12 protein-coding genes and 1 tRNA gene are annotated in these 19,557 nt (G+C 63.5%); 3 read left to right on the forward strand and 10 right to left on the reverse strand.

Annotated elements, in window-relative coordinates:
• Positions 1 to 70: 70 nt before the first annotated feature.
• Positions 71 to 1,165, reverse strand: a complete 1,095-nt coding sequence (locus JJ896_15720; GenBank protein MBO6781104.1) for a serine hydrolase — start codon at positions 1,163 to 1,165, stop codon at positions 71 to 73.
• Between the two features lie 196 nt (positions 1,166 to 1,361).
• On the opposite strand from JJ896_15720, the gene JJ896_15725 reads away from it, so the two are divergent.
• Positions 1,362 to 1,434, forward strand: a tRNA-Lys gene (locus JJ896_15725).
• Between the two features lie 1,825 nt (positions 1,435 to 3,259).
• The gene (locus tag JJ896_15730; protein ID MBO6781105.1) at positions 3,260 to 3,715 is read left to right on the forward strand and encodes a DUF4440 domain-containing protein; all 456 of its coding nucleotides are present in this window, start codon (positions 3,260 to 3,262) and stop codon (positions 3,713 to 3,715) included.
• Positions 3,716 to 3,920: 205 nt separating this feature from the next.
• Here JJ896_15730 and JJ896_15735 read toward each other — a convergent pair whose 3' ends face one another.
• From JJ896_15735 to JJ896_15745, 3 genes are all read right to left on the reverse strand, one after another.
• The gene (locus tag JJ896_15735) at positions 3,921 to 4,304 is read right to left on the reverse strand and encodes a hypothetical protein (protein ID MBO6781106.1); all 384 of its coding nucleotides are present in this window, start codon (positions 4,302 to 4,304) and stop codon (positions 3,921 to 3,923) included.
• Positions 4,305 to 4,515: 211 nt separating this feature from the next.
• Complete coding sequence (locus JJ896_15740) at positions 4,516 to 4,902, reverse strand: response regulator transcription factor (protein MBO6781107.1); 387 nt, start codon at positions 4,900 to 4,902, stop codon at positions 4,516 to 4,518.
• Between the two features lie 175 nt (positions 4,903 to 5,077).
• A complete protein-coding gene (locus JJ896_15745; protein MBO6781108.1) occupies positions 5,078 to 5,710 on the reverse strand; it encodes a response regulator transcription factor in 633 nt (210 codons plus the stop codon).
• Positions 5,711 to 5,862: 152 nt separating this feature from the next.
• Here JJ896_15745 and JJ896_15750 point away from each other — a divergent pair, with 152 nt between their 5' ends.
• Positions 5,863 to 9,195: a PAS domain-containing protein gene (locus JJ896_15750; protein ID MBO6781109.1), complete on the forward strand. Its 3,333-nt coding sequence runs from the start codon at positions 5,863 to 5,865 to the stop codon at positions 9,193 to 9,195.
• Positions 9,196 to 9,214: 19 nt separating this feature from the next.
• On the opposite strand, the gene JJ896_15755 is transcribed toward JJ896_15750, so the two are convergent.
• Genes JJ896_15755 through JJ896_15780 form a run of 6 tightly spaced genes read right to left on the reverse strand, consistent with a single transcriptional unit; the run spans position 9,215 to position 19,496 of the window.
• On the reverse strand, positions 9,215 to 9,691 hold the full coding sequence (locus JJ896_15755; GenBank protein MBO6781110.1) for a TonB-dependent receptor plug domain-containing protein: 477 nt from the start codon (positions 9,689 to 9,691) through the stop codon (positions 9,215 to 9,217).
• 13 nt (positions 9,692 to 9,704) lie between these two features.
• Positions 9,705 to 10,109, reverse strand: a complete 405-nt coding sequence (locus JJ896_15760; GenBank protein MBO6781111.1) for a hypothetical protein — start codon at positions 10,107 to 10,109, stop codon at positions 9,705 to 9,707.
• Between the two features lies 1 nt (position 10,110).
• Positions 10,111 to 13,263: a VCBS repeat-containing protein gene (locus JJ896_15765; GenBank protein MBO6781112.1), complete on the reverse strand. Its 3,153-nt coding sequence runs from the start codon at positions 13,261 to 13,263 to the stop codon at positions 10,111 to 10,113.
• A complete protein-coding gene (locus JJ896_15770; GenBank protein MBO6781113.1) occupies positions 13,248 to 16,469 on the reverse strand; it encodes a VCBS repeat-containing protein in 3,222 nt (1,073 codons plus the stop codon). Before JJ896_15770 ends, JJ896_15765 begins: the two co-directional genes overlap by 16 nt.
• The gene (locus tag JJ896_15775; GenBank protein ID MBO6781114.1) at positions 16,459 to 16,878 is read right to left on the reverse strand and encodes a TonB-dependent receptor plug domain-containing protein; all 420 of its coding nucleotides are present in this window, start codon (positions 16,876 to 16,878) and stop codon (positions 16,459 to 16,461) included. The genes JJ896_15770 and JJ896_15775 overlap by 11 nt, the downstream gene beginning before the upstream one ends.
• Positions 16,875 to 19,496: a hypothetical protein gene (locus tag JJ896_15780; GenBank protein MBO6781115.1), complete on the reverse strand. Its 2,622-nt coding sequence runs from the start codon at positions 19,494 to 19,496 to the stop codon at positions 16,875 to 16,877. Before JJ896_15780 ends, JJ896_15775 begins: the two co-directional genes overlap by 4 nt.
• Positions 19,497 to 19,557: the final 61 nt, after the last annotated feature.

Here is a 19,557-nt window from a genome sequence, read left to right on the forward strand (position 1 = left end):
TTGGGCGCCGTGGTTCGCGCCCGGCGGTGACGGGATGGCAGCGGCCCTGCCCGGGAAGCGGGGCCGGCCCCTAGCGGAGCGCCGGGAAGATCTCCTCCTCCAGCATGTCGAACGTGACCCTGGAATCCTGCTCGAAATTGCCAGCCGTCGTGACGATAACCACGTCCTTGTGGGGCACCACGAAGACAAATTGTCCGCCGTATCCCCAAGCGAAGTACACATCGTTCTGGTTCAGCGACGAGACCACCGAGTCCCCGTTGCGGAATCGCCACCACTGGAAACCGTAGGCGAGCCCGTTGTTGGTGGTTGTGTGCTGCGAGGTGGACAGATCCACCCAGGATCGCGGCACCACCTCTTCCCCGTTGTGCCAACCGCGGTTCTCGAACAGCTGGCCGAACGCCATGAGTTGCCTGGCGGTGAGGTGGAGCCCCCAGCCCGTGTTGGTCATGCCCGGCATGCTCTCATCCCATCGGGGTGAACCGAGTGAGACCGCCTCGAAGATTGTGGCATCTGCGTACGCTTCGGTGGTCGCTCCGGTGGCGTGTTGCAGCACGCCCGAGAGCAGCATCGATACCCCGCTTGAGTAGGTAAATCGCGTACCCGGATCGCTTGTGATCGGGAGGTCCAGCATGTACTGGACCACATCGCCCGAGCGGGAAATCGCGGTCGCGCTGTTGGCGGCGCCTCCGTATGGCACCGTCCATTCATCCCACTCGAACCCTGCGCGCATCGTCAGCAGGTTCTCCAGGGTGATGCCCGCGGCTTCGGACGGCACGGAGTAGTTGGGAAAATACTCGGGCAGTGTGCTCTCGAGGGAGCCGATGTGCCCCGCGTGGATGGCGATGCCAATGAGGGCGGACGCGAAGGACTTGGTGACCGAGTAGATCGGCCGCGCCTCCTCCGCCGTGATGCCGCGGAAGTACTCTTCCACAATGAGGTTGCCGTCTCGGCTGATCAGCAGACTGCGGATCTCCCCGAAATCGCCGGAATCCGCGCGGGCCACGACACGGGCGATGCGCACTCCGTCCAGGCCGGCCGCCTCGGCTCCGGGGTAGGTTGGAGCTTCGGGCTCCGGATCCGGCAGCGGGTCGACGACGCCTGAATCGGAGCAGGCCGGAAGCAGGACCAGGAGGCAAAGGAGCCAGAGGAATGGCCGGAGGCGCATGGTTTCGGCGGGGGTCCGAGTGCGGGCGTTCGGAGCCAGCGGGATTGCGGGGAGACTGAGCGTGCGGTTAGGCGCGTGCCTAAATCTGGCGCTGACGCCGCTGGCCGTCAAGGCGTTTACTTTGCTCCCCTTTCACGTGTGCCCGAAAAGCAAAGTGTTATATTTCGCGGTCTGACGCTGCTTGCGGCGTCAGGGCGATCCCGTAGCTCAGTTGGCAGAGCATCTGACTTTTAATCAGAGGGTCCCAGGTTCGAGCCCTGGCGGGATCACGAAGCGAAAACCCGCCTTCCATATGGCCACTAGGTCGACTTGGGAGGCGGTTTTTTTGTTTGTCTTGGCCGCTCGCAATTGGCCGCACCTTCGGGTTGCTTTGGTAGGTTTGGCGCTTCCAAGAAGGTCGAACGACCCGAACTTGAGGTGCCATGTAAGAAGAAACGCCAACCCCTTAGCCCGTCGAGGGCACCACACTCACAGGTTTTTTTATGGCCTCAAGGTGCCTGAGGTACTTACTCATCTCTAGTGCAGTGTTTGCTGCCCTAGGATGCGACGGCTCTGAGCCAGAACCTCCTCCTCCTGTTAACGCGACGACTATCCTGAGTCTTGACGTGATACCGAACCCAGTGGTCTCGGGGGATAGTCTCTACTTCCGGGCTATCGTTGCAGATTCCCTTCGAGATGACCTCCGATTTAACTGGTTCATTGGATTGCGATCGCGTGTTGAAACACGCACAGTCCATTATCGCACAGTCGCAAACGAATCCCCTGGAGTCTACAACGTATCCCTAGTTGTCAGCCGGACAGGTCCGCAGTTCCAGGGGGTAAGTGCGCGCGTTGATTTTCAGGTCATCGAGACTCCGAAAGGCGATTGATAGGTACAGACCAGTACAAATGATGATTCTGGGCCTCCTCTTCATGGGTGGCCTCCCTCCTTCACTTGACCCGACAGGTTGTTTCCTTGCCGGTACCAGAGGCCGACCCGGTGGTCCGCTGTTAGACTCCTTCCGGCCATCAGGCCCAGGTCGACTTCGCCGAGCCCTGCTTCCAAGCCATCAGCCCGTCGAGGGCGCCGCACTTACAGATTCTCGCATGACCTCACGACGGCCAAGTTGTCTGTTCCTGTCGATTGCCACTCTTGGTTCGTTAGGATGCGACGGGTTTGAGCCAGGGGCGCCTCCGCCCACTAACGCAACAACCATCCTGAGCCTTGAGGTGGTACCAAACCCAGTGGTTTCCGGGGATAGTCTCACTTTCCGGACCGTCGTCGCAGATTCCCTACGAGATGATCTCCTGTTTAGCTGGTTCATTGCGGCACGGCCGTTCCTTCAAACGAGGACATCCGTCCATCGGACTGTGGCAACGGAATCCCCTGGGGTCTACAACGTCTCAGTGCATGTCGATCGCGACGGCTCCGGGTTCGTCAGGGTAAATGCCAATCTAGATTTTCAGGTACTTCCCTAGGTCAACTAGCCGTTGATATGTACAGAAGCCTCCAAGTGATCTTCTTCGGCCTCCTACTCACGGGCGGCCTTGCTCTTCGGTAGTCGCTCGCGGTCGCCGGCGCACGTTTGCCGGTGGCCTACGCTCGGACCCAAAAAGGTGAGCCAAATGCAGCCGTAGCGGTGAGCGTTACGGCAAGACGCAGGGCACCCTCCCCAGCCATCGCCGAACAACAAAGGTAGACGCCAAGAAGTGGTCACCGAGTTGAATTCGGGCAACGTAGTTCTTCCTGGCGGATCCTGGACGTTGGGCCGCGGCACCCTCTTGGTCGCAGTCAAAGCGTCAGTTCCAGTTGAAAATGTCCGGGTTTTGGCGGAGGTGACGAGCCTCAGGAGGCCGTGCATTTTGCACCCCGCCCCGGCACACTGTGAACTGCCCTACGCCGCCCCGGTTGTGGAAAAAGGGCCGGGATTCGACATCGAGGCTCAGCGGGTTGTGGCGGTAGTGGAATAGGCCGCGCGATTCCACGTTGGCTGTGTCAGGAGAGGGGAGAATGTGGGATCCGCCCCTGCGATTCCATGTCGCGGGCGAATCGACTCGTGGCGGGGCGAAAGGCGTGATTCCGTACCATGGGGCACGCCCCACCGCACCAGAGCCATGCGCCCCATCGTCCTCCTTGTGCTGCTAACAGCCGCCTGCCGGCCCGCCGACATCCAGCCTGCGTCTGAACAGGAGGTTCGCGACTTCCTGGTCGAATTTGCTGCGGACGCGGCCACATCGGATGCGGACCTCATCGCACGGAATTACACGGAGGACGTGCGCATTCTGGAGGACGGCCGGGTCGCCGACACCTCGCGACAGGCAGTGCACGATGCCATTGCCTCCTTCCCGGTTCAAGGCTCCGTCACGCTTGAGTTTGAGGACACGCGGGTGCTCCCCGCCGGGCCGGACGCTGCGCACGTGCAGACTCTCTTCTCTCAGCGGTTTGAAGGCTCGGACCTCGCCTTTTCCGGAGCAATCAGCATGCACCTGGTCAAACAAGGGGGCACGTGGCTCATCGCGCGCAGCCATACCTCCACCTCGCGGCCGCGCCAGGATTTCCCGGCGCAATAGCAGGGCGCCGGACCCCGCGCCGCCGCCTCGCACGTTGTCCGGGAGCACTCCGCACCCACCAGGCCAGGGCCTCAGCACGCCGCAGCACCGGCCCCGCACCGCCGCCTCGCACGCACCCGGCTCCGCCTCACCGCCCCCCAAAAACACGAAAAGGTCGTCTCCCCCTCAAGAGACGACCTTTGTCGCATTTGTTCGCAGCTGTTGCCTAGTCGCTGCCGATCAAATTGCGCATCAGGCCTTGAAGCACTTTCGGCACCGCTTCGGAGCGAACAAGAAGGCGCCTGTCAGCCACCATCTCAAAGAAGGGATGGGGCTCGGGGACCAGCACCAGTAACCAGGCACCCGTGGAGCGCGCTTGCGCCGGGATGCCTTCGTAACCAGAACCCAGGATGTCGTCCAGGGAGAGGATGACGACCTGTGCCTCGCCGGAAGCGAGAGCACGGGCCATATCCTCAGGGGAGGAGCTATCGCGCCAGGTCAGCTGGGGGAGCGTGAGAGTTTCCTGGACGGCCTCCTGGGTAACGGACGGAGAACGCCAGATCTCGAGCTCGGGCGCATCCGTGGTTTTGAGCATTGTGAATTCAGTCATGGCGGTAACTGCCGGCGTTTCCTTGAGGGAGTTCGATTCTCGCCGGGCTTGTGATTCGGTGGGGGTACCTTCGGGGAGGTGACCCGAGTATCGCGCGACAACCCCACGCCCCCAATCCGTAAATCCACCTAGAAGGGCCAAAATGGTGGTTTCTACGTAGTAGGGCCGCCGGACTGTGCGTTGTGCAGCCCGACCGGCCTCCGAGGTCGACTCAGTTGACCTGCCCCATGCTGCCCTGAACCAGCGGCACCAGTTTCTCGCTTGCGTCGGACTTGGATACAAAGGCGTCCGCACCGCGCCGGATGGCTTCCTGGTGATACACAGGCTCCTGGTGCAAACTCAGCACGATGATGTGCGATGATGGCGATGCGTCACGCAGCTCGGCAATCCTCGAGAGTGAACTCTCTCCGTCCAGCCAGATGTCGAGCAGAATCACGTCGGGGCGCATGGAACGAGCGAACTCCACACCCTCATGCAGATTTGCTGCCGAAGGCAACAGTCTGATGTCGTCCTGAAGCAGAAGCAGTCGGAGTTGCTTCTGGAAGACCGCGTCGTCGTCTATGGAAAGGACGTTTATCAGGGGAATCCCTTCCGGCAATTACATGCCTGGTACTGCTATCACAAGCGAGAATGTGTCAGCACGGCCGCGATTTGCGCATGCGTACAAATACGTAACTAGTGATTTTGGGTAATTCAGGCCGGTTTCCCAGCCACGGCCACGGACGATGGGCGCTGCGGCGCGCCCCAAGCGATGCGAGAATACTGAAACCCGCTCAGTCCCTGGGGGGCGGCACCAACCCCCTCTGCATGGCAAAATGCACCAGGCGAGTCTGATTCCTGATGCCCAGCTTGGCCATGATGTTTGCCCGGTGCGTCTCGATGGTGCGCACGCTCAGCACCAGCCGCTCGGCGATCTCATCCGAGGTCAGCCCCTCAGCGACCAGATGCAGTACCTCCCGCTCTCTGGGAGTGAGGCTGGCATACCGGTCCTCAACAGCTCCACCACGTTCGACCGAAGGCACGTTTCTACTCAGGTATCGCTCGCCGCGCAGCACGGCCCGGACCGCCTCCACCAGATCCTCGAAGGAGTCGTCCTTTAGCACATAGGCATTCGCTCCAACCTGCATGGCCTGCGCGATGTGCGCGTCGCTGCGATGCATGCTCAGAACCACGACGCGAAGCGAGGGGCGAGCACGGCGGGCACGTCGGATACCCTCGATTCCGTCAAGGCCGCGTAGCGCCAGATCAATGACCAGAACGTCCGCGGAATGGTCGCTGACAAGATCCTCCACCTCTGCGCCACTCTCCGTTTCCGCGACGACGTCGAAGCCGTCTACCTTCTCAAGAAGTCCGCGCACACCGGCCCTGACTACAGCATGATCTTCTGCCAGGACTATACGAATCATGGGGTGGCAGTACGCGTTACGGTGGCAAGCGAGCGGCGCCAACTTTGGTTTACAAACCTTTACAACTGTTTAGGATCCTCGCGTCCCTGGGTTTTTTTGCCGCCTGGACGGTTTTTCCCTCCGCCCAGGCGCAAGAGCGGGCCTGGACCACCGTGCAAAACGGAATCGAGCACCCTTGGCGCTACACCGATTTCACGGAGGAAGCCGGCCTGACCGGCGCGTTTATTCTGGATCTCACCTTCGATGCTGCAGGCAATCTCTGGGTAGCCAGTGCGGACGGTGTAGCCCGGTTCGACGGGGTGCTCTGGTCTCGTTTCGGCACGGAGCACGGCCTGCCTTCCGAGTTTGTTAGAAGCATCTGGGCGGATTCGCAAGGCCGTGTCTGGGTGGGCACCGATCGTGGCATTGCCATCGGCAATGTGGACGGGTTCCGCCAGATGGCGGTTCAACCGGCAGCCTCCAACATTCGACGCATCCGAGCGGCCCCAAACGGCGATATCTGGATCTGCGCCGATTCGTGGCTGAATCCTCAGCAAGCCGGCGGGCTGGCCATTGCCGCAACGGACTCGCTGTACAACGTGGCCGTGCCGGATGATTATGTGTCCGATGTCGAGTTCATGCCGGACGGGCGAACGGCTCTGCTGACTGCCGGAGGCGTCTACCTGCGCATGGCCGAAGACTGGGAACTACTCGGCAACAGCGACGAGCTGGGATACCCAAGGGACTTCGTGATGACAGCGTCCGGCGACCTGCTCCTGGCTACGGACCAGGGGGTGTTTCGCCTGGAGGGTCGGCGATTCATCGACGCTTCTGAAGGATTGTGGCGGCCCGGATTCACGAGCTTCCTCAGACTCTCAGATGGCTCCATCTACATGGTGGAACGAGGAGTAGGGGCGCTGAAGCGCTGGACCGGCACCCGCTGGGTCGCCGACGGCAGCATGGAGTTTGAGTCCACCATCTTTGAGTCCGCCAAGGAGGCTCCGGACGGCTCCGTTTGGTTCGCCGGCATGAGCCAGCTAGGCCGGTTCGGCCCTGCAGTTGACTGGATCGAGCACCCGACCATGACCGGCGCTCCCTTTGAGGACACGGCTGGACGATTGTGGTTCAGTGACCAACGCGGCACCTGGACGGGCACGCACGATGACTGGACCCTGGCAGATCCCGATTCTCACCGGGTAGTGAGTCGCCAACCCGGAGTGACCTGGCTCTGGAGTGAAGCGCACATCCATCGCTACGATGCCGAAGGCCGCCTGCTGGCCTTTGACGCGCGAGAGTTGGGCGTGGACCGCATCGAACACTTCGATGCTGCCAGGTCGGGCTATGCAACAGCCGTTGGTCCGATCGGCGATACCTGGGCACTTGCCAGGTGGGACATGGACCAGGGCTGGCGCACACTGTCGTCTGACCTGGGTCTTCCCGGGATTGCCGATGTGGCCGCGGCCGGCAACTCTTCCTGGGTGGCTGGAATCACCCCCCCTGCCGAGAGCGGCACGGTGCTGCAGTTCGATGGAAATCAGGCATCGGAAAGCGTCGCCCCGGCTGTGACCAGCCTTACGCAACTCACTTTTCTGGAGGCGGAGAATCCTCCCCTTCTTGCCGGCGACTTCGGGGTTGCCCGATTTGACGGGACCCAGTGGAACCGGCTGGAGGACCTTCCTGCCCGTTCCATCGTGGGCTGGCACCGTGGCCGGAACCACACCTGGATTGCCCACGGCTCCGCGTACGGGGGCGAGTCGGGCATTACCATGATTGGGTCCGATGGGGCGACCATGCACCCCATGGCTCCGGTCAGACTGCTTCATCCGTACGTGATGTACGGCGACGAGACCGAGGTCGCCATCGTCGACACAACGGCCCGCGGGGTCGTCATGTTGGTGGACTCGCCCGTCACGAATCCGACAGGCGGTCTGCAGGATCGAAACGGTGACTACTGGATTTCCGCCCCCGGGACCGTCTTCCACCTGCCCTTCGACCCGACCGAGCCCGAGACCTGGCTGGAGGTACAGTCGAACCGGGTGGCCCTCGGTCAGGACCTCGTCGCTACCGTATTCAGCCGCCTGCCCTGGCGCTCGGCTGACGAGAAGCACCGGCAGTTCTCCTGGCGCATTGACGGTGGACCGTGGAGCCTGTACGAATGGTCTCCTTCGCTGCGCATTCCCACCGAGAACCTGGATACGGGCGTGCATCTGCTGGAGGTGCGCTCCCGGTCCCGCTTCGGAGTAGAGGACCCTTCACCGGCCCGCCTCGGATTCAATGTCGTGCCGATTCCGTTGCAGGCCCGCCCGTGGTTCTGGCCGATTGTCGTGCTCACGTTTCTCGTCGTGCTGGGCACGTCCATTTTCGCGCTGCGCTCACGGCGACAGATCCGGAGGCTCAACACGGCGCTGGAGGACCGGGTGCGCAAGCGCACATTGGCTCTCGAGGAAACCCGGACTCGCCTGGCGGCCATCGTGCTGGCCTCGCCGGCACCCATCATGGTTCTCGACGCAGATACCACGGTCGAGGTGTGCAACCCGGCGGGGGCAGACCTGATGGGCCTGCCTACGGATGCCATCATAGGGCGCCGATTGGCCGATTTCGTGGACCCCAATAGCGGAGACCGGCTGCAGGAGATGGTGGACGATGTCCTGGGTGGCCGACCGATCCGCGACAAGCTGCTCTCCCCAAAGCTGCCTGACGGCCGGGAGGTCCACATCGCGGCCTCCGCCGTTACGCTGTCGCCTGCCCTGGAAGACATCGGCAAGGCGCTCTGGATCGGTATCGAAATCACGGACCGGGTCCGGGCCCAGGAGCAGCTGCAGCGTGTATCCCTGGAACTGCAGCGTGTGCAGGAGCTCGAACGCAGACGCCTTGCGCAGGACCTGCACGACGATGTGGGTGGCAGTCTCACCACCCTCAAGATGGCCTTCCTTACGGACCTGCACGCGGGCCGACCGCCCGAGAAGGAGACGCTGCAGGAACGGGTCAACATGGTGCAGGAACTCATGAACACCATTCGCACGGTGTCACTCATGCTGCGGCCGGCCACGCTGGACGATTTTGGACTCAGCGCCGCGGTGAGCACGCTGGTGAATCGCATGGCCGACGTATACCCGGGACGCGTTGAGTTCACGGACGAGCTCGACCCGGGTCGACGATTGCAGGATGACGTTCAGACTGCCGCTTACCGCATCGCCCAGGAATGCCTCACCAATGCCGTGCGGCATTCCGGAGCGGGCCGCATCCACGTCAAGCTCTGGAAGGAACCAGGGCTGCTCAAGGTACGCGTGGAGGATACCGGTGCCGGCTTCGACGCTTCCATCCTAGATGCCCCGCTCGACTCATCCGGACTCGCAGGCATGCGGCGCCGGGCTGAGGTGCTGGGCGGGCGCCTCTCGATTCACTCCACTCCGGACGGGACGCGCGTCGAAGCTGAACTACCGCTGATCCACGTGGATGCCGACCCGGACCCCGACCCGGACCAGAAAGTCCTGATCGAACAATAGTCGCCTGCTGGTGAAGGGGTCAGTCGCCGGAGGCACCGACCTTGGTTCGAATAACAATCACGCCATTGGCGCCCCTTGAACCGTACTGCGCCGTGCCAAACGCCCCCTTGAGCACACGAATCGACGCAACGTCCGCAGGGTTGAGAAACGCCAATCCTCCACCGGGATCGGCCGTCACCGGCACGCCGTCCACCACGTAGAGCGGATCGCCGGACGATCCGCGCACGCGGACAACCGGCCCACGTGGACCCTCCGTCACACGCACACCCGATACCCTGCCTTTGAGCATGTCGGAGATTCGCGCAGGCGTCTTGCCTTGCCGGACTCGGTCGAGATCCACCTCCTCGCCGCCGAGAGCCTCGGCAGCGGGGTCCTGGGCCTGAGGCTCATCATTCTCGGTCTGCTCCCGGTCCGCCGTCGACCCGTGCGTGACGGCAGCCGAACCGCCACAGCCGGCAACCAGCACCACGCTCAGGATCAGCACCGCCTTGTTCATGGACTAACTCCGCCTACTTGCGGCGCAGCACCAACTCGACCGGACCGGAGAAGCCTGGACCCGCCGCGGTGCCCCGCACCTCATTGCGATCCACGTTGACAATGCCATCCAGGTTTCCGAACGGAGGCTCATAGTCGGCAAACGACAGGTCCAGATTCAGTAGCGGATGGAGGTAGTCTCCGCGCTCGATCACAAAGTCGCGATCCTCTGCCGGCAGGCTGACCGTGCCCTCTCCCGAAACGAGTGTCAGGTTCTCGCGCATGGTCACGGTGATGGGCACAGACATCTCATCTGATGTGATGACACCCTCCCACTCGCCATCGACCGTCGTGCGAACCTCCTCCTCCGCAGCAGGATCGCTGGAGTCGCAACCCGCGACAAGCACCAGAACAATGAGGGCAGGAAGAAATCGAACCATATCAGCGCAAGGAATAGGTAGAGAGCGGGCCGTCGTTGCGGGCAACCACCAGGACGGCACCATCGGGACCGCGGGCCAGGGCCATGCTTCGCACCAGGCCCGACAGATGTAAGGGAGCTGCGGAACCATCGGCTCCATGCAGCAGGCCCCATCCAGCGGTGTATGGGCCTCGGTCAGGTGGCGCACCGGTCCAGTTGCCGGCCGTGATGACGCCGTTTCCGGGCAGGGTTACGGCAGCCTGCATGGGCGACAGATTCGCCTCAACCGGCAGCGTGGCGGGCCTGAAGCCACCCTCACCGTCCGACATCAACACAACGGATTCCAGGGTCTCGATGGGAACGACGGTAGACTCCGAGCGCCCGAGCAGCCCCGAAAGGTCTTCGCCGGCGTAATCGGAGTAGGAGCCATAGCGCACGCCGACCTGCGGCAGCGCCCTGCGTATCACGTCCAGCGATGGAAACGCGCGTTCCCGCCCTTCGAACGTCCAGGTCAGCAGCGGCTCACGGGATCCGTTCCCGTCGAAGTCGCCAAACCGCAGCGCGGGTGCGGACTCAGAGCGGGCCAGCATGGAATTCACTCCGAGGTTGCCCGCCAGCAGGTCGTCGTGTCCGTCCGCGTCCCAGTCCGCCACATGCAGGCTGCGCCAGTAGCCATTCTGCGTCAGGGGCACGGGCTCCTGCAGCCCGGCCTGTCCACCGGCGTAGAGCATGACCGGCATAAAGTCTCCGGCGACAGCCAGGTCCGGCCAATCGTCCCCGTTCGCGTCCAGCCACACGGCCGCGGTCAGCCGGCCGGCACGGCGCAGGGAGTCGGGTGTGCGGTCCTCGAACACGCCTGCCCCGTCATTGATAAGCAGCGCGCTTTCCGGCACCGTGCTGTAGTCCCGACTGGTGCTGCGGGCACCGACAAACACATCCAGGTCACCGTCCGCGTCGACGTCCGTCACGGCCAGGCAACATGACTGCACGAATCGCTCAGGGAGGGCGGAGTCGTCTCGCACGAACCCTCCGCTGCCGTCATTTCGATACAGCCGATCCCGAAGTGCTTCACTGGACCCCCAGAATTCGTTGCCCCCTGACACGACCAGGAGATCCAGATCCCCATCGCCATCGGCGTCAAGGAACGCGGCGTCGACGTCCTCATGCAGCGAGTCCGCGGTCCACGCCAGGGGCTCTTCACCCTGGACGGCCAGTACCGACGCGCGCCACTTGGAACTGCCCAGGAAGACATCATCCAGGCCGTCCCCGTTTACATCCCCCACGGCCAGCGCCGGACCCTCCTCCGAAACCAGATGCGGAATAAAGGGCTCTCGGCTGTAGTCGAAGAAGGCATTCTCTTCGTGGCTCAGGTCTCCGAAGAGATCGATCTTGACGAGCCGCGAAGCCTGCAACGCGGATGCCGCATCGGACTGCTCAGCAAGCGATCCGGCCTCAGACACCGTCAAAACGGGACCAACCGGGCCTCGCACGGACGATACCCGCCCGCCTGGCCAGCGGACCTGCAGGCTGTCGGGCACGGGCGCCACATGCACCCGCGGGTCTACGGACGATGCCCATCCCCGGCCCGGATAGACCTGGGTGTACTGGGGCACGCCCCCGGACCACGCCACAACCTCGGCTCCAATGGCCATGCGGTTCGGGGTCTCCCCTTCCAAAACCACCATGAGGCCGCCCGAATCAGAGGTGTTCTCGAGCACCGAGACCGCATCGCCCAGGTTGTTGATGATGACGTCCAGATCGCCATCGTTGTCCAGATCCGCGTAGGCGGCGCCGTTGGAAACCCCTGGTCCTTCAAGTCCCCAGGCCGCGGGCTCGAACTTGAGCCCGCCGGCATTCCGGAAACTCCTGTTGGGCGATGGGGCCTGCGGCATGCGATCCAGCGCAACGCGGAGACTGTCGTATCCCGTCGACGCCAGCCGCTGACCGCGCGGCGTGCGCACCCAATCGAGGTAGTCCAGGTCATTGGGCCGCCGGGGGATGCCGTTGGTCATCACAAGATCGCGCAGGCCGTCGTTATCCAGATCGGCCGCCAGCACCGCCCAACTCCAGTCCGACGCCTCGATGCCCGCAAAGAGGCCGACCTCCGAAAAGCGCACGCTGCCGCGATTCCAAAGCAGGGTGTTGCGAGCCACCTGCGCGTGATAGCCGGCGTTGAGCTTGGTGTGATAGATTTCGTAGGACTCCGCCGTCGCGCTGGTAACCCGACGTGCCGCGTCCTGCGGAAGCATGTCAGTCACGATGATGTCCGGCCAGCCGTCGCCGTCCAGGTCCGCAATGTCCTGTCCCATGGAACTGCGGCTGGTATGGCCCACGGCGGTCGTGATCGACTCCTGAAAGCCGCCTTCGCAGTCCCCGAGATAGAGGTAGTCGTTCTCGTGGAAGTCGTTGGCCACGTAGAGATCGGCGCAGCCGTCGCGATCCAGGTCGGAGGCTCCCGCCGACAGGCCATATCCGACAAAGCTGGAGATGATGCCTGAGCCTTCGGTGGCATTGACAAACACGCCGTCATCGTTCCGGTACAGGCGGTCGCCCGCCACATCCGAGGTCTCCTCGCGCAGGAATGCGCCGCCAACCACGCCGGTGTCGTGGGTGGAATGATTGACCAGAAACGCGTCCAGGTCCAGGTCCTGATCCACATCCAGGAATGCTGCGTGCGTCGCAAGCCCCTGGAAGGCCAGGCCGTACTGCTCGGCAGCCTCCGTGAACGTGCCGTCTCCGTCATTGACAAAGAGTTCGTTACGGCCCTCGAACGGCGCATGGTGCACGTTGGTCACGTATAGATCGTGACGGCCGTCCGCATTGACGTCTACCACCAGCACACCCTTGGTCCAGTCTCCGGAACCGGCCACGCCGGCCGTCTCCGTCACGTCCTCGAAACGCATCCCGCCAAGGTTGCGATACAACCGGTTAGGCTGCTGGTTGGCGGTCAGGAATACGTCCATCAGCCCATCGCCATCCATATCCAGGATGCCGACTCCTCCGCCGTCATAGAAGTAGAGGTAGTCGATGATGTTCGCTCCCGGACCCTCGGTCAGATCGTTGCGGAAGTCGATGCCGGACTCCTTGGCCGGAACGGACCGAAACAGGGTCTCAGGTGCCTCGGCGCAGCCGGCCAGCACAGCGAGCACCGCCAACCACCTCAACGTCGTCCCCATAGCGTCACCGGTCCATTGTTGTGGGCCACTACCAGTCTCCCGTCTTTCAGAACGGCCATGTCGCGGACTTCACCGCGGAGATCGAGGCCGTGCACGTGGCGCGGTACCTGGCGAATTTCCCCGCCCTCGAAGTTGAAAACTACGCCTCTGCCGGCGTCGAGTGGGCCGATCCGGGGGATGAACCCGCCGTGGTTGCCGGCTGCCACAATCTCCAGGCGTCCGTCCCGATTCAGGTCGAGCACAGCGAACGCCGTCACCGGGGCCCACTGGGCTTCCTCCGGCATCGGGTGAAGCACAAAGCCGTCCGGGGTGTTCTCTGCCAGGAAGCTGCGCAGATGGTCGATGCGCAGGACGCGTTCCGAAGGCAGGTCGACGAAGTCTGCGAAGGTCATGGTCGCGTACGCTTCGTGGCTTGTCAGTCGGTCTGCCAGGCTCGGGAGTTGTGCCAGAAGCTCTCCGCGCAGCGGATAGGGCCGGCCGGCCGCGGACACCAACTGCTCCGTCCAGCCGTTGCTGTCGAAGTCTCCCACCTGCATTTCCAGCGGAGTGTGCAGGCCCGCGTTGGTGCCGACGTTGCCGAGCAGGAGATCAATGTCTCCGTCTCCGTCCACGTCTGCCGCGTGCACACGATGCCACCAGCCATGCAGGCTGTCCAGTCCGGGCATCGCGATGGGCTGGAAGTCTGCGTCCAGGACGCGTACCGGCTCCCACGGCCCGACCACCACGAGTTCCTGTGAACCGTCTCCGGTCAGGTCCGCCCAGGTCCCTTCACTGACCATGCCGAGGTCGGCGGCGACTGTCTCCGCGGTGAAATTGCCCCGACCGTCTCCCCTCAACAGATGATGCGGTGGTTTTTGCCCAAACGCCCAGGGCACCATCCCGCCAGGCACGAACACGTCCTGGTCTCCGTCACGATCGACATCTGCCGGGAGCGGCAGCGCACTGCTCTCAAACAGTAGCGGCAGTTCGGAAGCCATCATGCCCGGCCCCAGGTACAGGCGATCACGCAGGGCAGGAGCCTGGCGGGAGAACTCGTTGCCTCCGCTGGCCACATACAAATCGAGGCCACCGTCCGAGTCGGCGTCGAAAAAGGCGGCTCCCATGTCCTCCGCCACCGCGTCCTCGCTGAATTCCTGTTCGAGCCGAAAGCCGCCGCTGGCTGTGCCGATCAAAAGACGCCCCGGGGACTCCTTGGCGCCGCCCACAAAGAGATCCTCGCGACCGTCGCCGTTTACATCCCCCACGGCCAGGCGAGGCCCATCGCGGGAAACCGTTTTCAGCAGCAAAGGCTGGCGCTGAAAGTCGTCGTACTCGTTCTCAGTGTGCGAAATGCCGGGGTCCGGCAGGCGGCGGTACCAGGTTTCGGCGGCCTCGGAGCGTGCCCTGGGCCCAGCCTCCCGCTTTGCCGCCGCGTCCGCCTGACGCAGGACCACATCGCCCGTCAGTGGCCCGCTGAGGACCTGCCGCCTGCCGTCCGGCCAGAGCACCTCAAGCGAGTCGGCCGGCGCTGGCAGCGCAAACAGCGGCCGCGGGGACACGCTGGACTGAAACCCGCGGTTGGGCATCTGCTCCAGATACTGGAGACCACCGGCGTGGTGCAGCGTGATCTGGGCGCCGATACCGGCTGAGTTGTCGCCGTCGCCTTCGAGCGTCGGCCGCAGCCACTCTGCGGGGTTCGTCTCGTTCCGGAAGAAGCCGGCCTGCTGGTTGACGTTGTTTACCACCAGATCCGGGTCGCCGTCATTGTCCAGATCCGAGTAGGCCGCGCCATTGGACCACCCGGGAGCCGTAAGCGCCCAGTCTGTCGATACGTCCTCGAACCTCCCGCCCACGTTTCGGAACGCGACGTTTGCAAGTGGGCGGCTGGGGATGCGGTCGAGGATGTCCAGCACGTCCAGTTCCTGGTTCTCGCGCCATTGCTGCACGATGTCGTCGCTGCCGAAATACTCCAGGAAGTCCTGATCGGTCAGGTCGCGGTAGATCCCGTTCGTCACATGGATATCCTTGAGACCATCCATGTCGAGATCCACCAGCAGCGCGCTCCAGCTCCAGTCGGTCGCGGCGACGCCCCAGGCCTGTCCGACCTCCCGAAACGTTCCGTCGCCGTCATTCAGCTGGAGTGTATTGCGCATCACCTGGTGATAGAAATCCTCCTCCAGGCCGTTCTGGTATCCGGTCCAGGAATCGAACGTAGACACCTGCTTGATGCGGGCATCATCCGGGGGCAGCATGTCCGTAACGTAGATGTCGGGCAGGGCATCGTTGTTGATGTCGCCCATATCCGCACCCATGGAAGACTGGGAGATGTGCGCCATCGCTGCCTCCAGTACATCCTCAAACGTGCCGTCCCGCTGGTTGCGGTACAGGTAATCCCGTTCAAAAAAGTCGTTCGAGATGTATAGGTCGGGCCAGCCGTCCCGGTCGTAGTCGCCCACGGTTGTACCCAGCCCGAATGCGATTTCGCTGCCCCAGATGTTCGCGTCGCGGCTGATGTCCGTGTAGGTGCCGCCGTCGTTTCGGTACAGGCGATCTCCCCCGTCGGGATGACGGGTGGCGCGAATCTGACGCTCGGGGAAACTCGTGATGGGACGCGAGGAATTGTTCATCACGAACACGTCCAGGTCTCCATCACGGTCCATGTCAAAGAACACGGCATGCGTGGAATAGCCGGTGTCTGCCAAGCCCCACTGCGCAGCAGCCTCCTCAAACCGGGGCACCCTATCCTGGTCCGGGCCGAGGTTGATGAACAACTCGTTCGCGCGATCGTCGCCCCGCACATCGCCCGAATTGCAGACGTAGATGTCCGGCAGGCCGTCTGCATTCACATCGACCACGGACACCCCGGTAGACCAGGCGTGCGTGCCTCCCACACCGGCCGCTTCCGTGATGTCTTCGAACCAGAAGTCGCCTCGATTCACGTAGAGGCGGTTCGCTTCCTGGTTGGACGTCAGAAAAACGTCTTCCAGGCCGTCCCCGTTGAAGTCTCCGATGCCGACGCCGCCTCCGTCATAGTAGTTGCGGTAGGCAAACACGTTTTGCTCCGCAGTGTCGGTCAGGCGGTTTTCGAACGCGACATTGGTGTAATCGGCCGGGAGTTCGGTGAATCGGGCGGTGACTTCAGGCTCCACGCGATCCTCCCGCGAGGGCGCCTCTTTGCACCCCGCGAGCATCAGAATCACCAGCAGCGCGCAGGCCCTAACTGTCACGCTTCGAGGCGCCGGTCTTGGTGGTCACGACAATGACGCCGTTGGCTCCGCGCATGCCCCATTGCACCGTGTCGGTCGGGTCCTTCAGCACCTGGATCGACTCGATCTCCGTCACAACGATGCCCGGCAGCGTGCCGTCGTTATTCGGCGTTACGGGCACGCCGTCCACCACGTAGAGCGGCAGGTCGTCGCCGCGGAACGAGGTATTGCCACGCAGGCGAACCTGCAGGCGGCCGTCGGCGGTTTGTGAAACCCGAATGCCCGGGACTCGGGATACCAGCAGGTCCTGTACACGCACGGCCTGACTGCGGCCGGTGTCCTCGGCCGTCACCTCGCCTGGCGCACGGACTTCGTTCGAGCCACCGCAGCCAAGCAGCAGGAACGCAAGGATGAGGGGGATTCGGTTCATTGGGTATCGAGCGGGAATCGCAAAACGCGGCGCACATAACGACCAGGTTCGCCGTCGAACTCCAGGGCCACCAGCGCATCCCGGCCAGGGACCTGGCGCACATCCGTACCCGGCGCCGGTTGCACGCGATGGGGTGTACGGATTCCCAGCAGGTAGCGTTTCCCGGGCAGACCTTCGACTGTAAGGCTGATCGCGTCCGCGTCCGCTTGGCTGCGCAGGATGCGGAGGCCGGTGCTTCGAGCGCCTGGTCCGGCCGGCTCGTGAGTCACGTACGCATCACTGCCCGGGGACCGGGTGATCGAAATGACCGCACCATTGTCGGAAAAGGGCACTTCGACCCGCACGAATCGCCGGTCTCCGCGATCTGCTATGGTGAAGGGCACCTCTTCTCCGTTCACCTGAATGCTGCCGACCTGCGCGTCCTGCGGCATGGCGGGCTCCACGATCAGGCGCGATGGCCCGCCGCCGCCCTCTCGGCTGACGGCGATGCGCACCGTATTGTCGAGTCGACCGTACTGGATGGCGACGAACCCATCGCCCGCCGGAATCCGGTCAACCCGCACGCTACCCCAGTCTGCGGGCAACTGCGGCGAGAAGACCAGCGTCGAGCCGGCGTCCCGCATGTCGAGACCCAGCATGCCACGAATTAGCGGCGTGACGACCATCGCCTCCGACCAGATCTGATGGTGCGACGAACGCCCGAACGCTGTATTGAAATCCCCTGAAAGGAGCTCCGTCACGTAGCCCAGTGCGTCCTGCCGGGTGAGCAACGCGGTCGCCATGAGCGCCTGATGACCGATGTGGGGGCGCGCGTAGGTATAGCCGCCCATCGAGACCCAGCCCGTGAACAGCGGCCAGACCGAGCCCGTGTGGTAGGACAGCGGGTCGTACCACGGAGATTCTTCCTCGGAGAAGAGGCGAGCCCCCCAGTCGGTAGACACCGCACCGCCGCCCAGTGCGTCCAGTTCGAGATGGGCGCGATCCTCCTGGGCGGTGCCCCACCAGAGCGGCACGCCGGTGAGCGAGGTCGAGGCGGTGAAGTAGCTCTCCGCCTCATCGGGCAAATCCGGGATGGGAGTGGCCCATTTGTAGCGACCGGCGTCCTCCATCCAGTAGGCAGCCTCCATGGCGGCGCTGGTTCGTTCGGCCCGGGCCGATGCCTCACGGGCGAGGTCCGTGTGCCCCATGGCTTCGGCCATCTGCGCCATGGCCCGGTTGGCTTCGATCCAGATGCCCTGCATATAGATCTCCTCCTCCGGCTCGAAGGCCTTGGCCTCCACCCACCCGTGGCCCACCTGGTAGTTGTTCAGCAGGCCATCGTCATCCAGATCGGTGGCCGCGGCCCAGTTGTAGGCGCCGAGCACCGACTCCCAGGAGCGCGACAGGTACTCGCGGTCACCCGTCAATCGGTAGTAGTCGCCGTGGGCTACGACGTACAGCGGCGAGGCGTCTGCCGAGTGGTACGCGTATCCGAATCGGTTGAACCAGTCGATGAGCGTAGCACTCTGGGAGACCTCATGCGGGATGCGGCCGTCCTCGGTCTGCACGCCGGCCAGAAAGTCCAGTGCGGACCGGGACGCTTCGTAGTCGCCGTAGGCCATGAGCGCGTACGATGTCCACATTGCGTCCCGGCCGAAATACCAGGCAAAGCCGGGTCGTTCGCTACTGCCGGCCGTGCGATATCCCGCCACGAAGCCGGTGCCCAGATACGGATTGGTGACGAGCCCCTTTTCGGTGCCGATCTTGGCCCAGGCAAACGCCTCGTCCAGGCGGTCATCCGGCGTGTCCACTGTAACCGTGCGGTCCAGCAGATCGCGGTAGTAGGCCGCCGTGCCCTGGTACAAATCGGCAGCACGGGCGATGAGGTCTGAGGCGGTCTCCCTGGCTCCGTCGATGCCCTCGATGCTTCCGGCGATTGCGATGGGATAGAGATGCGTGGCGGCCACCTGGGGGTCGACATCGAGAATGAACCGGTTCGGCACGTCACGGGGCTCCTCCTGGTAAGGCATGACCGAAATGTCCCGCGCGCCGGGTGCCATGATGGCACCGCCAAACTGCTGGCTGTCCTCGACGATGCCGTAGAGGTGGCTGTCTGCGTCCCAGAAAATGCCGCCCGTCTGGAGTCCGGCCGGCCACATCAGACGCAGGTCCGGACGGAAGCTGCCGATCACCTCTATCGGCCGTACGGCGTCGACATCGAGCAGCATGACCACGCCCATCTCATCCACCGGGGCGAAGATGGTCTGCTTTACGGTGAAAGCGGCATGGCGGTAGGTCAAGACGGCCGATTCGGGCCGTACTTCAACGTGCGCCAGGATCTCGTTGCCTGAGATGTCCAGCGGATAGTCCTGAATCTTGAACTCGAGCTGGAAGTCCCGCACGATCTTCATCGGGTAGACCCAGACCTCGAATGGACGATGCTCGTAGCCGAACGCAGCGGAGCGGCGGCCGACCACGTTCATGTAGGTGCCGGCGCTTGAGGGTCGCTCCAGCAGCAAGCCACTGTCGGCGCGTTCGAACCGGGAAATGAGCCCGTCTGTGGCGGGCGCGGGTGCCATGTCTTGACCGGCCGCAGCGACGGCCGGGAGCAGCAGGGCTATAAGAAGGAATGCACGCATGATCAGGGGGGCGGGGCGCTCAGCTCGGCGGCCGCGGGGGTGCGAGGTGTAATCGGGGGGG

This window comes from Rhodothermales bacterium (assembly GCA_017643395.1).
Taxonomy (GTDB): domain Bacteria; phylum Bacteroidota; class Rhodothermia; order Rhodothermales; family UBA10348; genus JABDJZ01.

Coding starts and splice junctions, on each gene's coding strand:
- JJ896_15720 (MBO6781104.1), bottom strand. CDS start 1,165: ATGCGCCTCCGGCCATTCCTCTGGCTCCTTTGCCTCCTGGTCCTGCTT.
- JJ896_15730 (MBO6781105.1), top strand. CDS start 3,260: ATGCGCCCCATCGTCCTCCTTGTGCTGCTAACAGCCGCCTGCCGGCCC.
- JJ896_15735 (MBO6781106.1), bottom strand. CDS start 4,304: ATGACTGAATTCACAATGCTCAAAACCACGGATGCGCCCGAGCTCGAG.
- JJ896_15745 (MBO6781108.1), bottom strand. CDS start 5,710: ATGATTCGTATAGTCCTGGCAGAAGATCATGCTGTAGTCAGGGCCGGT.
- JJ896_15755 (MBO6781110.1), bottom strand. CDS start 9,691: ATGAACAAGGCGGTGCTGATCCTGAGCGTGGTGCTGGTTGCCGGCTGT.
- JJ896_15760 (MBO6781111.1), bottom strand. CDS start 10,109: ATGGTTCGATTTCTTCCTGCCCTCATTGTTCTGGTGCTTGTCGCGGGT.
- JJ896_15765 (MBO6781112.1), bottom strand. CDS start 13,263: ATGGGGACGACGTTGAGGTGGTTGGCGGTGCTCGCTGTGCTGGCCGGC.
- JJ896_15775 (MBO6781114.1), bottom strand. CDS start 16,878: ATGAACCGAATCCCCCTCATCCTTGCGTTCCTGCTGCTTGGCTGCGGT.
- JJ896_15780 (MBO6781115.1), bottom strand. CDS start 19,496: ATGCGTGCATTCCTTCTTATAGCCCTGCTGCTCCCGGCCGTCGCTGCG.